Origin of the sequence: Butyrivibrio sp. INlla21, assembly GCF_900116875.1 — a bacterium.
Taxonomy (GTDB): Bacteria; Bacillota; Clostridia; order Lachnospirales; family Lachnospiraceae; genus Butyrivibrio.
In genome coordinates this window covers 1-15,077 of sequence record NZ_FPCC01000022.1, presented here as the reverse complement: position 1 = coordinate 15,077, position 15,077 = coordinate 1, and the positions used below count along the sequence as shown (strand labels likewise).

Sequence of the window (15,077 nt, the reverse complement as noted above, 5' to 3'; positions counted from 1 at the left end):
CATGGTTACGACTAAAATAAAACGCAGCTAAGGAGAAGGTTATGCTTAGAAATACAACGGTAAAAAATGGGGAAATACAGGGTCTTCCGGGCACAGACCCAAGGATCACGGTTTACAAAGGAATTCCTTATGCTCTGCCCCCTGTAGGCGAGAACAGATTCAGAGCACCGCAGCCCGCCAAGAACTGGGACGGCGTGTTTAAAGCCTTTGAATTCGCTCCCATTTCATATCAGGATCAGCCCGGAGTCGGTGATGACATAACATCACGCGAGTGGTTCGTCGATCCCGATGTTCCCATGAGCGAAGACAGCTTATATCTCAATATCTGGACACCCGCCAAAAGAGCCGGCGAAAAGCTTCCCGTACTTGTATGGATTCACGGCGGAGCATTCCAGTGGGGCTATTCATCAGAAATGGAATTTGACGGCGAGCAGCTTGCAAGCAGAGGTATCGTCGTTGTTTCTCTTAATTACAGACTCGCTGTTTTTGGTTTCCTTTCTCATCCCGAGATAACAGCGGATTCACCTGATGCTCCAAGTAACTTCGGTCTCCTTGATCAGAGACTTGCGATCAACTGGGTTCATGATAATATAGCGGCATTCGGAGGAGACCCCGACATGATCACGATCGCAGGCCAGTCCGCAGGTGGCGGAAGCGTGCTCAATCAGCTTGCCTGCACAGGAGATAATTCTTTTATAAAAAGAGCAGCGATCTTCAGCGGTGTTATCGAGCTTCCCGACAAAGACGCAGATATCTTCTCTCCTCTTTCTCTTTCGGAAGCGGAAAAGAAGGGTGAAGCATTCTTTAAAATCGCAGGTATCGCGGGGCTTGAAGAAGCAAAGAAGCTTTCCGCAAAAGATCTTTTGTCTAAATATAATGAATATGTCACATCCGAAAACGGAGATAATCTACTGGGAATCGGAAGATGCTTCCCCGTAAAAGACGACAAGTTCGTTACGGGCAATCCCACTCAGGCTCTTAAAGAAGGAAAGAGCCTTAACGTTCCCATTCTTCTCGGAAATACTTCGGATGAATTTATCATAGGCGGCGTCAACGCGGTTGAGCATTCGATAAAGAATGTGATCGCCGGCGCTCAGAAGCAAGGCAGCAAGCAGGATTTCTACTACTATCGCTTCGATCCCGATATTCCTTCGGACGGAGATAAAAAAGAGCCCTATCCCGGAACATTCCATTCATGCGACCTGTGGTTCTTCTTTAATTCGATCACAAAGTGCCGCCGCTTCTACAAAGGAAGACACTACGATCTTGCAAAGCAGATGTGCGACTATTTCGCAAACTTTGTAAAGACAGGAAATCCCAACGGCAAGGGCTGCGACAACGAACTCCTTCCCACTTGGGAACCTTATACACTTGAAAATAAAGCAGAAATGGAGTTCCTCGGTTGCGGTGCGACTCCTTGCATAGAAGGCGGTATCAGACAAAACTCAAGAAAGCAGGCGGTCAATCCGTACCTTCCTTCTTGGGAATATATTCCCGACGGAGAGCCTTACGTATTCGGTGATAGGATCTACATCTACGGTTCACACGATCTCTACGGCGGAGAGACTTTCTGCCTCGGCGATTACGTGTGCTGGTCCGCTCCCGTTAACGATCTCGGCAATTGGAAATACGAGGGCGTCATATACGAAAAGACAAGCGACCCTCTTAATAAAGACGGACACATGTGCCTGTACGCTCCCGATGTAACGGTTGGTCCCGACGGAAGATATTATCTTTATTATGTGCTTGATAAAGTATCCGTTGTCTCCGTTGCAGTCAGTGACACTCCCGCAGGCCACTATGAGTTTTACGGCTACGTACACTACGAAGACGGAACCAAACTCGGCGACAAAGAAACAGATGAGCCTCAGTTCGATCCCGGCGTAATGACAGAGGGTGACCTGACTTATCTTTTCACAGGTTTCTGCGGACAGGGAGATAGATCAAGACACGGCGCCATGCTCACCGTTCTTGGAAGAGACATGCTCACGATAATTAAGCCTCCCGTATTTGTAGCCCCCGGTAACTGCTACAGCGAGGGAACTCCCTATGAAGGCCACGCTTTCTTCGAAGCACCTTCTATCAGGAAAATAAAAGATACTTATTACTTCATCTACTCTTCCGAAGTAATGCACGAGCTTTGTTATGCTACTTCGAAATCTCCCGAAGGACCTTTTTCCTACGGCGGAGTTATTGTAAGTAACTGCGACATGCATATCGGAACTTATAAAGAGGCCGAGCTTCCGAGTGCTTACGGTGCCAACAATCACGGAAGCATTGAGAAGATCGGTGACGATTGGTACATCTTCTATCACAGACATACGAACGGAACATGGTACAGCAGACAAGGCTGCGCCGAGAAGCTCACTGTAAAAGAAGACGGATCAATCCCTCAGGTTGAGATCACATCCTGCGGACTTAACGGCGGACCACTCTCCGATATCGGCGAATATCCCGCTTACCTTGCCTGCAACATCTTTACGGATGAACACAAGATGTACGTCGAGGCATCCTGTCCCAGAGTTATCCAGGAAGGTGGCGATGACTACTGCGCTCCGGGACATATCAAGGCTATTGTTGATACAACAACGATCGGCTTTAAATATTTCGACCTTAAAGATGTAACGGGACTTCGTATTAAGACAAGAGGCTACTTTAAAGGTGATTTCGAAGTAAGAACATCTCTGACAGGCGATCCTCTCGGTAAGATCCCGGTAGACTTCACCAACATCTGGGCATCCGGCGAGTGCCGCTTTGCCGGTAAACTTAGCGGAACCCACGCCCTCTACCTCGTATTTAAAGGTACCGGCGAAGGCAGTCTTAAATCAATTGAATTTTTACACTGATTTACTAAAGATGGTTACTGCGGAGCATTGAAACTTATGAAAGAATATGGCAGAATTGAAGAAAATAATTCCCCATCTGACATCGGATGATCACTAACCCCCACCCCCACTGTGATCATTCGACATATAAAAAGCCCACGCTTTGTTAATCCATAGCGTGGGCTTTACATTTTTTCTATTACATAACATGAATCGTCTCAGCGCTCTTTTCAAAGCTTTCCGAGCACTCATCGTCCTCGGCGCGCTGATAAATTATAGTAAAGGTTCTGAATTTGGAACGTATCATGTAAACAGTCTGATATATCGGTTCCTCATCTCCGACCTTGTAACTGGCTTCTATCTTGTAACCGGGGAAACCGTCGATCTCTATGGTATCAAATGCAGAAACCTTGTAGCCGACATCCGTTCCGTACTCTTTGTTGTAATTCGCGGAAAGAAGCTCCTCGTATTCCTTCTTGGTCAGCTCTCCGGAACTGTCTATCACCTTTTCTTCGGCCTTCTTCTCAGCCTCTTCTCTCTCCCTGTTGGTCATTACGATGTCCATGCCGTTATAATAAACGCTGTACTTGATCGAACCCGACTCCATGGGATAGCTATTATCGATAAAAAGATTCTTCTCACTGCTCGGCTTAAAACGCGACGGAATCACAAAAGTGCACTGCTTGGCAGGCTTAAGCTCCTCCTCGGCATGCGCCGAAACAGCGCTCGCATCACTTAAGAACGCCGTCATAAATGTCATTGTTAAAATCGATACCAATAATCTTTTCTTTATTCTGAGCATATTTTTCTCCGAATCATCATTGTATTGCCAGTTCGAATACATCGAACCAATAGCGTTCCATCAGGTAACTTCCCTTGTTCTCGTAGGTTATACCGTAGTCGTTTTTCCACTCTTCAAGCAGAACTTCTCTGCTGTTAAAGCTTCCGAGGAAAAGAACTTTTTTACCCGCTTCCAGATAATTGTAGATGTCCGCGGAATCCTCGATAGAATATAGGCCCGGAACATTCTCTTTTATCAGCGGCTCCGCTTCCGCCTTGTAAAGATAGATCGAATAAGGCGCAGGCGTATCGCCCCTATATGCACCGGCGATTCCGTTCTCATTAAGATAGTAGGACAAAAGAGCCTGCACATGATCAAAGTTACTGATTATGATCGTATCCTCATCAAGTCCTTCAAAAAGTTCTGCGGTCTTGACCATATTTACTATACGATATTTTTCGTTACCAATGAAAGCCCTAAAATCAACAATTCCGACTACGAGCATGGCTAATGAGAGTAATATCGCCGTAATTGCCGTTATTTTCTCTTTTACACCCTTAAAAGAAATTGAGGCGAATATATTTCCGATTGCTATCGAAACAGCGAGCCAAAAGGCTCCAAACGCAGGAACCATATATCTGTTTACGAACACGGGTCTGATGATAACTGAAGCAAGTAATCCAACAAATACCAGCATCGGAAGCACCCAGAAAGCAACGTATGAATAAGCTGTGGGTCCCTTCTTAACCTTAAGAAGCTCAAGTACCACTGTCACAAATATGATTGCGATAAGTAACACAAGTATCACTGCACTTGCAGCAGCAATCTTGGGATTTACAAAGTATCCGCTGAACATGTACTTGGCACAGCTTCCAAGTGTATGAAGTCCGACGGGCTGAATCCAGTAGTTGTTGCTCACCGCATTTACCTGGGACAAAAGAGCCGACGCCCACGGAATATATGCCGCGATCACCAGATTCGCGGTTATCACAACGACCGCAAGCGGACGGAAGTTATATACGCCTCGCTTTGCACTGCTCGTGCCATCGGCTTTCAAATCTTCTTTTGCATCTTTCCTACGCGCCTTCATGTTCATCACAAACGCCTTCAGCATCCACACAAAGATCATGAAGTAGATCGCGCCGATAGCTACCGCGGCATAGTAATGTGTGTATGAAGCACAGACCGCGTAGAAAAACATCGCGGCGCCGTTTACGACATCCCACAATCTGCCACCGTTTCCGGCCTTGCCATCCTCTTTCGCAGAGGCAATCCCGCGCGCCATACTCCTTACCAGATTAAAGCCGTGAAGGAGCGTAGCCGTAACGAAGAATATTGCCCAGCTGTACATTCTGATCTCGGTCGTGTACTCGGGAAGCCCCGGCATTGTCACAACCGCAAAAGAAAACAGTCCTGCGGTCAGCCATCCGAAGTTTTTTCTTATATTGGTAAGCGCATAGATAATAAGTAAGATAAACGGTATGATTGATACGATCTTGGCTACCGTCTCAACAGGCACGATACCGCCGCCTCCGAAGTTTGTAAGACCTAAGCCCTTAAATAACAAAGTCACGAATCTTACGATCATATAATAAAGCGGAGGGTGCACATCGCGCGCGGTATAAGCCACAAGCTCTTTTACCGAACAAGAAGAAAACTCCATGGAAAAAAGCTCGTCGTACCATATATCAATGGACCACGACAAGATAAATGACCTGACCAAAAAATATATGGTCAGGCCAAAAAAAGCTATGCCTATAAATTTATCACGCTTCGTAGCTGTCGATAAGTTCAAGTGTATGCTCCTCATTCATCTTTTTGCACATCTCAACAAGTGCCTCAAGAGGTACGTTCTGAACCTGCTTGTTGGAACCGCGAACGTTGATGGATACTGTGTTCTCCTGTGCTTCCTTATCACCAACAACGATGATGTACGGATCTTTGTAGTTCTTAAACTTCTTGATCTTCTCTTTCATGTTGTTGTCTGAGTAATCAGCCTCAACACGGATTCCGGCATTCATAAGAGCTTCTTCTACCTTCTTGGCATACTCATTGTGCTCCACACGGATAGGTACGATACCTACCTGATAAGGGCTGAGCCAGAAGGGGAATACACCCTTGAAGTTCTCGATAATGATACCGATGAATCTCTCAAGTGATCCGTAGATAGCTCTGTGGATTACGACAGGCATCTGCATTGTTCCGTCCTGAGCCTGATATGTAAGTCCGAAGTTATGAGGAAGCTGGAAGTCGAGCTGTACAGTTCCGCACTGCCACTCTCTTCCGAGCGCGTCCTTGATCTGAAGGTCAATCTTGGGTCCGTAGAAAGCACCGTCACCTTCGTTGATCTCGTATCCGCCCTCGCCGTACTTCTCATCAAGGATTTCCTTAAGAGCAGCCTCGGCTCTGTTCCAAACTTCGATGTCACCCATGAAGTCCTCGGGTCTTGTTGAGAACTCTGCTCTGTATGTAACACCGAATGTGGAGTAGATCTCATCTGCAATAGCGATTACGTCTGCAATCTCCTCTTTTATCTGAGACTCCATTACGAATGTATGGTCATCATCCTGACGGAACTCCTGTACACGGAAAAGACCGTTCATCTGTCCGGACTTCTCCTTACGGTGAAGTACATCGTACTCACTGTAACGGATAGGAAGCTCCTTGTAGGAGTGATTGGTTCTCTTATATGTCATCATGGCATTGGGGCAGTTCATGGGCTTAGCGGCCATGGTGTCATCCTGTTCACGATTATAGAGAACAGAACCTGCCTGAATCTTGATGTTCTTGGGCTCTTCTGCGGGCTCGTTGATGTTCTCGAGGATTCCGGGAACTTCAGCGTCAGCCTTGAGCCATCCTGATACACCGGGTACCATGAACATGTTGTTTACATAGTGTGCCCAGTGACCGCTGATAAGCCAAAGCTTCTTGTTGTTTACAAGAGGAGCGGCGATCTCTGTGTAGCCGTGTCTCTCCTGCACTTCTCTGGAGTACTTAAGAAGCGCCTGATACATCTTCCATCCTCTGGGAAGCCAGTAAGGCATTCCGGGAGCTGTCTCATCAAACATGAAGAGATCAAGCTGTGCACCAATCTTTTTGTGGTCTCTCTCCATAGCTTCCTGGATCATCTTGATGTGCTTCTTGAGCTCATCCTTACTCGGAAAAGCATAGAGATAAATTCTTGAGAGCTGGTCTCTCTTTTCATCACCTCTCCAGTATGCTCCGGATACAGCCTTGATCTGATAAGCTGCATTCATAAGCTCCTGAGAGTTACCTACGTGAGGTCCGCGGCAAAGATCTACATAATCATCGCCTGTATAATATACTGTCAAAATTTCATCTTCGGGAAGATCCTGAATAAGTTCTGTCTTGAACTTCTGATCCTTGAACATTTCAAGCGCCTCGGCTCTTGAAACTTCTTTACGTGTGAAATCTTCTCTTCTCTTGATGATCTCGCGCATCTTATCTTCGATGGTCTTGAAATCATCCTGTGTTACTGCCTTGGGAAGTACAAAATCGTAATAGCAGCCGTCATCGATCTGAGGTCCTATAGCGTACTGTACTTCTTTTCCGTAAAGCTCAATAACAGCCTTAGCGAGAATGTGTGCCAGTGAGTGACGATAAACTTCCAAATACTCTTCTTTGTTCATAACGCTCCTTCTGCTATACCAACCGGGTACAGCCATGCATATTTTTTATAATAATGATGTTCTGCTTACGCGTTCTTACCGCAGCACTTCTTATACTTCTTGCCGCTTCCGCAAGGGCAGGGATCGTTGGGATAAACCTTCTGCTCTTTTACTACTGTATGAGAAGCCTTCTCCTCTTTGTAAAGAGCTTTTCTCTTATCCTCATCAAAAATAGCCTCCCACTCGGGAAGATTGTAAAGCCAGTCTGCTCCGGCATTTACCATGTTCTTGTAAAGAAGCTCTTTCTCGAATCCGAGATTAACTTCTGTGTCTTCTTCCATGTCATCTATAGGATTCTGCTTCTTGAGGGAATCGTTGATACCGTCAAGGAATCCGGTCATAGTCATGATATCTACACCGAACTTGTCAGCGAGCTCTTTAACTGTTCCCTTTACAACGTCGTCGGGATTCTTAAGAAGCTCTGCGTAGATGTCACGTTCCTTCTGAAAATACTCAGTCCATAATTTCTGAAGGCTACCCTTGTCTGTAGTCTCAGAATAAGCCATATCACGCCATTTTTTTAATAATGCCATATCTGTTACTCCTATTTTCTAAAAAGTCTCTTCGTCAGGGCATAGTACGCCCTATACTCTTGATATACGTAAATTACATTCTAATACATTATGATATGAGTGTCAAAAGTAAGATAATACTTGAACATGCCTATAAAAAAGTCGCCCCGATCTCTCAAGGCGACTTTTACTTTCTATATTATTTCGGATAATATCAGAGCTTCTTGATTCTCTCAAGAGCTTCTACACTGTTCTCGTAGCTTCCGAAAGCGGTAAGTCTGAAGTAGTGCTCTCCGCTTGGTCCAAATCCGGATCCGGGTGTTCCGACAACGTTGGCGTTCTCAAGAAGGTAATCAAAGAACTCCCAGCTTGTCATGTTGTTAGGAGTGCGAAGCCATACGTAAGGTGAGTTGACACCGCCTGATACGTCATAGCCTGCGTCCTTAAGTCCGTTAAGGATATATGTTGCGTTCTTCATGTAGCGAGCGACCATATCTTTGATCTGAGCCTTACCTGCATCAGAGTAGCAAGCCTCGCCGGCTCTCTGTACGATGTAAGGAGCTCCGTTGTACTTGGTTCCGTGTCTTCTTGCCCAGAGGCTGTGCATCTGAACTTTTTTGCCCTCGTGGTCAACAGTAAGATCATGAGGAATAATTGTTGCTCCGAGACGAAGTCCTGTGAATCCTGCGTTCTTTGAAAAAGATCTGAGCTCGATGGCACAAGTCTTGGCACCTTCGCACTCATAGATCGAATGAGGAACGTTGTCCTCTGAAATGTATGCTTCATAAGCTGCGTCGTAAATGATAACCGCGTCGACTTTGTTTGCATAGTCAACCCAAACCTGAAGCTGATCCTTGGTGATCGCACTTCCCGTAGGATTGTTGGGGAAGCAAAGATAAATGAGATCGGGTGTCTCTGTAGGAAGCTCGGGTGCAAAATTGTTCTCAGCCGTGCAAGGCATGTAGATAACATTGCTCCAGATTCCTGTGCTCTCATCATAATCGCCTGTTCTTCCGGCCATTACGTTGGAATCAACATAAACGGGATATACGGGATCGCAAACAGCGATCTTAGCGTCTTTTGAAAAGATCTCCTGAATGTTTCCGGAATCACTCTTGGCACCGTCTGAAATAAAAATCTCATCATCTGCGATGTCGCAGCCTCTGCTTCTAAAATCATTCTCAGCCATTGCGTGGCGAAGGAAATCATATCCGAGATCGGGCGCATAGCCTCTGAAAGTCTCGGCAACGGCCTGCTCGTCAACAGCCTTGTGAAGTGCCTCGATAACTGCGGGGCAAAGGGGCTGTGTAACATCTCCGATTCCGAGTCTTATTATCTTTTTATCCGGATTGGCTGCCTGATAAGCGTTAACCTTCTTGGCAATAGTGCTGAACAGGTAGCTTCCGGGAAGTTTCAAGTAGTCACTGTTGGGTCTAAACATTGAATCGTCCTCACTTTCATGCCATTTTTAAAAAATTCTACTACTTTTTTGTATAATTGTATACATTTTTCTTCAAGCAAGCTATTATAAAAATAACAAAATTATCTCAAGTTATAGCACCATAATCCAACAACTTTCGTATATAATAAAAAAATAATAATCAGATATAAAAGAGGTAGTGGTATGAAATTCACGAAAATGCAGGGCTGCGGCAATGATTACGTCTATGTCGACGGCTCAAAGGAGGTTGTTCCTCAGAACAAGAAGCCATCAATCGTTCGCTTCCTTTCCGACAGACATTTCGGAATAGGTTCTGACGGGGTTATTTTCATTAACCCGGTAGATGACGAAGAGATCGACTTTGAGATGGAAATGTTCAACGCGGACGGTACCCGCTCAGAGATGTGCGGCAACGGTATCAGATGCGTAGCCAAGTATGTCTATGACAAACAGCTCACGGACAAACAGCAGCTTACTATCGTAAGCGCAGGCAAAAACAAGTATATCGATCTTAAGATCGGTGAAGACGAGCTTGTTGAATCGGTAAAGGTCAATATGGGGGCTCCGATTCTCGATGCAGCAAGCGTTCCCGTAACATTAACAGATGAGCAGCTCAGCAAGAACAACATAAGATACGAAAGCCTTTCCGGAACATACGGAAGACTCGCTGTAAACGTTCCTGTTGAGGTTGCCGGAAAGACATGGAATGTAACCTGTGTATCAATGGGAAATCCGCACTGCGTAGTGTTCCTTCCCGAGGATGCCGATCTTTCAACATTCGATATCAATACGATAGGTCCTTTGTTTGAAAATCATCCTATGTTCCCCAACCGCACAAACACTGAATTCGTATCAATTGATGATATGAACAACGTACGCATGCGTGTATGGGAAAGAGGAACAGGCGAAACTCTTGCTTGCGGAACAGGATGCTGTGCAACAACAGTTGCATGTATCTTAAATCTTTATACCGCAACAACTGTAAACGTTCATGTTCTCGGAGGCGTGATCAAGTGCTCTTGGGATAAACGTCCTGATTCACCGGTTATCATGGAAGGTCCCGCAACAACAGTATTTGACGGTGAGATCGATATCAGTAAGTTTTAATTATAAAATAATTAAGTAAGCTAAAGGGCTTTAAAGCGAATCACTTCGCCTTAAAGCCCTCTTCTATTGTATCTCCTATGAGTTCTGTTCTGTTTATCATATCCATGTAGCAAGAACTCGGACAATGGTAGTAGCTGTTTACTCCGTCATCTTCATGCGCGGAATTATAAACTATCACTCCGTTCATCTCAACTTCATCTGTATCATCGTCTTCAAAAGGTATCGGCACTACGTAGTAATTATCTTTCAAATGATCCGTAAATCGAGCGGCGTCAACTTTAAGATAGTGCACCGTCCAATTTCCGAAGCAAATGATCGCTATCAAAGCAAACATAAATCTAAGAAATGCTTTTCTTCTGAAAATATTCTCGGCAAGATTCATGCATGCACACAGCGGAAGCAGCATGAGAAATGCAAGTCCGTATCTGATAAACGGTGCGGTAAAAAACCACATCGCTATATTTATAAGTACGGTAATATAGAATATCGAAACGTCGACGCGAAGCTTTTTCTTTTTAAATAAAACAACGATCAGATTGATAAATACGGCGCCCGCTCCCACGACCTGAAAGAGAATAAGAAGCTTTTCAAAAAACTGCTGCCTATCCCACCATATGGGTACCCATGTTGAAAGACCGTAGCTCAGCTTCTCAAACATATCTCCGGGCTCATCCTGAAGACACCTTCCCCAAACCTTGATCTGCGCGGAATCATGTCTCATATACTCAGCCGGAATTTTCCAAATAACCTTAAAGAAATCGATAGCTTCAACAGGGTAAAAGAGCCATCCCGAGATTATCACGTTTCTGATAAGATACGGAAGGAATGCAAAAAAACCTATCGCTATAAAAGACCATATTTCTTTTGTCGCTTTCTTTTTTACCAAAAGAATAAAAGGAACAACCGCTAGCACTACAATAGCTGCCGCCGAAAGTTTCATGCTGACGGTAAAGATTGAAAGAACCGAAAGGTATCCGTATACGGAAATGTCATCGGAATCGTCCGCCTTCTCGACCGCATGAGCTATCCACGCACACATGATATAGAGCACCATGTACATCGTTCCGTAATCAGTCGCGGGCGATTGTAAATATTCAAGCGAGGTTATGCTGTAAATAATAATAGAAATTCTTGCCATGTCACCGATGTGACTGTCTTTCGATGTCTTTTTCATAAGCCCGCATACCGCATAGCAGGTGAAAAGAGCCATGAAAAAGCCCGTCATCGTATGAAGTGCAAACGGCAAAACAAAGCTCAGCGTAAACAGTGCGCAGAGCGGAAGATATGAACTGTTGTATGCAAAATGTAACTGGAAATTGCCAAGACCTTTCAAGACTCCGTACTCTTCAAGTATACGGATTGCCTGGGCGTGATAAATCTGTGTGTCCTTATGGAACTGTCCGCGCGATGCAAAGTATGCGGATATAAGCACAATAATAAGGCACACGAAACCTTCTTTTGAATAGAATCTCTTTCTGATTGATATAAGAATCTTGCTAATCTGTCTGCGATACTTGTACGCACCGAGTGACAATATCATGAGCATGATGATGTGGCAAATTGCTCCGATCTTATAAAAGATACTGAAAAACTCAGCATACACGGTGAGAGCGACAAGTCCCGAAACAATAATACCGGTGGTGCCGATCTTCTCCGTCTTAGGAACGGGAATAAATCTTGAAAGAACTTCTCTGACAGTCACCCCCGCAACAAGACACATCAAAAATATATAAACATAGCTGAGTAATACTACAACCATACACTATTCCTCATATTTAATTAGCGCAGATATCTGAAAAAACGCCGATCAACATATTTACTGCACCGCTTCTTTGCCACACTCACCTGCAACTATATAAATTCTTTCACTTTCCTCTGTTGGAGTCTCGTGTGTATCAGCATCATAACAGGCAAGAAATTTAAGTCCGGCTTTTTCCACAAAAGCCTTCATCTCGTCAAGCGTATACCCCCTCTGATAATGAGTCTCAACGGAACGCTTGAACACATCTTCCTCACCACACTTTGCAAATATCGTAAGGTCATATTCATTGATATGCTCATCTTCGTTATAGTAATTCTCCCAGATAAAACTGCAATCCTCACGGTTCTCAGCTATCGTCACATCTCCGATAACGTCTCTGTATTTGTGGAGCGTGTTGAAATCAAAGATAAAAACTCCTTTAGGAAAAAGAAAATTATTAACGAGTTTAAATGTCTCTATAACATCATCATCCGCAAGAAGATAATTGATGCTGTCGCATACGCTTAATATCGTGCCCGCGGTGCAGTAAAGATCAAGCTCTCTCATGTCCTGTTCGAGGTACATGATATCAAGCCCTTCCGCCTGAGTTTTCTTCCTTGCAATATCAAGCATATCGGAAGACATATCTATACCGATTATATCATAGCCGCGCTTCGCCATATTAATGGTAAAAGAGCCTGTTCCGCATCCGAGCTCCGCGATAAGATTCTTCTCTTCTTCGAGCGCCTCTTCGGTGTTCTCCTCAGTATTATATGCTTCATCGCCTGTAGTACCTGAACCGGCGTCCTTACCAACACTTTTCGTAGGTTTTGTCACACCGTACTTGTTAATCAATTCCACGACAAAATCACCCCATACTTCGTATGGGGTTTCATCCATGAATGTGTCATATACATTTGCAAAATCGGTGTATGCGTCCATATTTCTAATCCTTTAAGCCATTTGTTATAAATAAGTGATCAGAACAAGTTTGCTATAAGAAGTACCACCTTTGTTCCAAGACCCATTATCAAACCGGCAAGAACTACTCCACAAACAACTGATTTAACGCTCTTTTTGAAATCCATATCGAGGATTGAAGCAGCAAGTGTACCTGTCCATGCGCCTGTTCCGGGAATTGGAATTCCTACAAACAAGAAAAGCGCCCAATATAAACCTTTTCCGGCTTTTTCTTTTAACTTCTCTCCACCCTTATGTCCTTTAACAAGACAAAACGTAAAGAATCTGCCAATCACCGGCTTATCTTTTCCCCACTCAAGAACTTTTCTTGCAAAGAAGAAAATAAAAGGCATTGGGAGCATATTTCCGATAATTGCAATTATGTAACTTGGAAGTACCGGAAGTCCATTAGTTATTGCATAAGGGACAGCTCCTCTAAGCTCCACAAGCGGAACCATTGAAATGAAAAAAACCAAAATATACTTAAGCATAAAAACTAAAACTCCTTAATCTTACTTATTCAAAAATTCTTTTAACTTGGATATAAGAATATCCATCTCCTCGTCCGTACCGATTGAGATTCTAAGATGGTCATTGATCCTGGGCGCATCCCACCTTCTTACAAGAATGTTGTTCTCCCTGAGGAAATCAAAGATCTCTTTGCCTGACTTCTCTTTGTGCTTTGCAAAGATGAAGTTGGTCTTGGAATCCGCGAACTCAAAGCCAAGCTCACGCAGCTGCACCTTAACTCTTTCTCTCGTGTCAATGATCATGTTGACAGTCTTTTCAAAATAAGCCTTATCCTTGACCGCAAGAGCGCCGAGCTCAAGTGCGGGCATATTCATTGTGTATGAGTTAAAAGAGAACTTGGCATCCAGAAGGTACTTGATGATCTTCTTACAACCAAAGGCATAGCCTATTCTCATACCTGCCATGGAACGTGACTTGGAGAAAGTCTGAACAACGAGCAGGTTCTCATATTTATCAATAAGAGGAAGCACTGACTGTCCGCCGAAATCGGTGTAAGCTTCATCTACGATAACAACAACATCGGGATTCTTCTTGATAACCTCTTCCACTGCGTCAAGAGGAAGCTGAGCTCCTGTAGGCGCATTGGGATTGGCAAGAATTATTCCGCCGTTTGGAACGAAGTAATCCGAAGTCCTTACAGAGAAGTCATCCATAAGCGGGATCTGCTTGTAAGGTATCCTGTAAAGGTCCGCCCACACATCATAAAATGAATAGGTGATGTCAGGGAAAAGAATCGGCTTATCCGAATTAAAAAATGTAAGAAAAGCCATTGATAATACATCGTCGGAGCCTACTCCCACGAAGATCTTCTCTTTATCAACCTTGTAGAAATCTGCAAGTGCCTCAACCAGCAAATCACATGTTGGATCGGGATACTTTCTGAACTGATCCACATCCATATTTTTAAGCGCTTCCTGAACTGCAGGCGCAGGCGGATAAGGATTCTCGTTGGTATTGATCTTGATTATATTCTTAACTTTGGGCTGCTCTCCCGGTGTATACGGAACAACCTTCCTGACGTTATCTTCCCAGCTCATTGTATTCTCCTCGCTGCCTCGTACACTTCTTTCATGTACACAGCAACGCTATTATATCATAAAACCACAAAACTGTGCGTATGCATTGAAAAAGCCACGCATAAAGCGTGGCTTTCAGACTGTAGACAAAGTGGTCTTGAGAGCATAGCTCTCAAGACCATTTTTCTTCTTAAGCCGGATTTTCATAATAAAAATGGTCAAAACAGCCCTTATCAGGCCATTTCTAACCGCCATTCATTCTTGATTCTTGCAAGCTTTTTTAGATTCATACACGCAAAGGTAAGCGCGACCTTCATTTCCATCCGCGCCTTTCCATACATCTGTGTATATCTAAATCCATGATTCTCTTTGGCTGTCCCAAAGATTCTCTCTATTGTTTCTTTCCTGTGAGAATAGAGATCTTTCATCCCCTCGGTGTATCTTATGTCATCACATTCTTCCATGTAATCTTCC

At 44.3% G+C, this 15,077-nt stretch carries 11 protein-coding genes and 1 pseudogene; 2 read left to right on the top strand and 10 right to left on the bottom strand.

What is annotated here, in order from left to right; translation table 11 throughout:
- The first annotated feature begins 41 nt into the window (after positions 1 to 41).
- Positions 42 to 2,846 carry a carboxylesterase family protein gene (locus BM377_RS16705; RefSeq protein WP_092248658.1) on the top strand — a complete coding sequence of 935 codons (2,805 nt, stop codon included), beginning with the start codon at positions 42 to 44 and terminating at the stop codon, positions 2,844 to 2,846.
- A 178-nt stretch (positions 2,847 to 3,024) separates the two neighbouring features.
- Here the strand turns inward: BM377_RS16705 and BM377_RS12010 are convergent, their stop codons facing one another.
- The 5 genes from BM377_RS12010 to BM377_RS11990 all read right to left on the bottom strand — a co-directional run bounded on the left by BM377_RS12010 (position 3,025) and on the right by BM377_RS11990 (position 9,248).
- Positions 3,025 to 3,627 (bottom strand): hypothetical protein, encoded by a 603-nt coding sequence (locus BM377_RS12010; protein WP_092248655.1) that lies wholly within the window; start codon positions 3,625 to 3,627, stop codon positions 3,025 to 3,027.
- A 16-nt stretch (positions 3,628 to 3,643) separates the two neighbouring features.
- The gene (locus tag BM377_RS12005; protein WP_143104506.1) at positions 3,644 to 5,269 is read right to left on the bottom strand and encodes a hypothetical protein; all 1,626 of its coding nucleotides are present in this window, start codon (positions 5,267 to 5,269) and stop codon (positions 3,644 to 3,646) included.
- Between the two features lie 103 nt (positions 5,270 to 5,372).
- A complete protein-coding gene (locus BM377_RS12000) occupies positions 5,373 to 7,256 on the bottom strand; it encodes a threonine--tRNA ligase (RefSeq protein ID WP_092248650.1) in 1,884 nt (627 codons plus the stop codon).
- A 65-nt stretch (positions 7,257 to 7,321) separates the two neighbouring features.
- The gene (locus BM377_RS11995; protein ID WP_092248647.1) at positions 7,322 to 7,828 is read right to left on the bottom strand and encodes an SEC-C metal-binding domain-containing protein; all 507 of its coding nucleotides are present in this window, start codon (positions 7,826 to 7,828) and stop codon (positions 7,322 to 7,324) included.
- Between the two features lie 193 nt (positions 7,829 to 8,021).
- Complete coding sequence (locus tag BM377_RS11990; protein ID WP_092248644.1) at positions 8,022 to 9,248, bottom strand: LL-diaminopimelate aminotransferase; 1,227 nt, start codon at positions 9,246 to 9,248, stop codon at positions 8,022 to 8,024.
- 183 nt (positions 9,249 to 9,431) lie between these two features.
- Here BM377_RS11990 and dapF point away from each other — a divergent pair, with 183 nt between their 5' ends.
- Positions 9,432 to 10,355: a diaminopimelate epimerase gene (dapF, locus tag BM377_RS11985; protein WP_092248641.1), complete on the top strand. Its 924-nt coding sequence runs from the start codon at positions 9,432 to 9,434 to the stop codon at positions 10,353 to 10,355.
- A gap of 40 nt (positions 10,356 to 10,395) precedes the next feature.
- Here dapF and BM377_RS11980 read toward each other — a convergent pair whose 3' ends face one another.
- From BM377_RS11980 to BM377_RS11960, 5 genes and pseudogenes are all read right to left on the bottom strand, one after another.
- Positions 10,396 to 12,114, bottom strand: a complete 1,719-nt coding sequence (locus BM377_RS11980) for a DUF8201 family protein (protein ID WP_092248638.1) — start codon at positions 12,112 to 12,114, stop codon at positions 10,396 to 10,398.
- Between the two features lie 57 nt (positions 12,115 to 12,171).
- Complete coding sequence (locus BM377_RS11975) at positions 12,172 to 13,038, bottom strand: class I SAM-dependent DNA methyltransferase (RefSeq protein ID WP_092248635.1); 867 nt, start codon at positions 13,036 to 13,038, stop codon at positions 12,172 to 12,174.
- A gap of 38 nt (positions 13,039 to 13,076) precedes the next feature.
- Positions 13,077 to 13,547: a COG2426 family protein gene (locus BM377_RS11970; RefSeq protein ID WP_092248632.1), complete on the bottom strand. Its 471-nt coding sequence runs from the start codon at positions 13,545 to 13,547 to the stop codon at positions 13,077 to 13,079.
- Between the two features lie 21 nt (positions 13,548 to 13,568).
- Entirely contained in the window at positions 13,569 to 14,624 is a 1,056-nt protein-coding gene (gene hisC / locus BM377_RS11965) for a histidinol-phosphate transaminase (protein ID WP_092248629.1), read from the bottom strand.
- A 114-nt stretch (positions 14,625 to 14,738) separates the two neighbouring features.
- Positions 14,739 to 15,077 (bottom strand): annotated as a pseudogene (locus tag BM377_RS11960) (transposase); the annotation flags it as partial.

What these genes read in the sequence shown, in the direction of transcription:
- BM377_RS16705 (WP_092248658.1), top strand. Translation starts at nt 42, where the DNA reads ATGCTTAGAAATACAACGGTAAAAAATGGGGAAATACAGGGTCTTCCG.
- BM377_RS12010 (WP_092248655.1), bottom strand. Translation starts at nt 3,627, where the DNA reads ATGCTCAGAATAAAGAAAAGATTATTGGTATCGATTTTAACAATGACA.
- BM377_RS12005 (WP_143104506.1), bottom strand. Translation starts at nt 5,269, where the DNA reads ATGGAGTTTTCTTCTTGTTCGGTAAAAGAGCTTGTGGCTTATACCGCG.
- BM377_RS12000 (WP_092248650.1), bottom strand. Translation starts at nt 7,256, where the DNA reads ATGAACAAAGAAGAGTATTTGGAAGTTTATCGTCACTCACTGGCACAC.
- BM377_RS11995 (WP_092248647.1), bottom strand. Translation starts at nt 7,828, where the DNA reads ATGGCATTATTAAAAAAATGGCGTGATATGGCTTATTCTGAGACTACA.
- BM377_RS11990 (WP_092248644.1), bottom strand. Translation starts at nt 9,248, where the DNA reads ATGTTTAGACCCAACAGTGACTACTTGAAACTTCCCGGAAGCTACCTG.
- dapF (WP_092248641.1), top strand. Translation starts at nt 9,432, where the DNA reads ATGAAATTCACGAAAATGCAGGGCTGCGGCAATGATTACGTCTATGTC.
- BM377_RS11980 (WP_092248638.1), bottom strand. Translation starts at nt 12,114, where the DNA reads ATGGTTGTAGTATTACTCAGCTATGTTTATATATTTTTGATGTGTCTT.
- BM377_RS11975 (WP_092248635.1), bottom strand. Translation starts at nt 13,038, where the DNA reads ATGGACGCATACACCGATTTTGCAAATGTATATGACACATTCATGGAT.
- BM377_RS11970 (WP_092248632.1), bottom strand. Translation starts at nt 13,547, where the DNA reads ATGCTTAAGTATATTTTGGTTTTTTTCATTTCAATGGTTCCGCTTGTG.
- hisC (WP_092248629.1), bottom strand. Translation starts at nt 14,624, where the DNA reads ATGAGCTGGGAAGATAACGTCAGGAAGGTTGTTCCGTATACACCGGGA.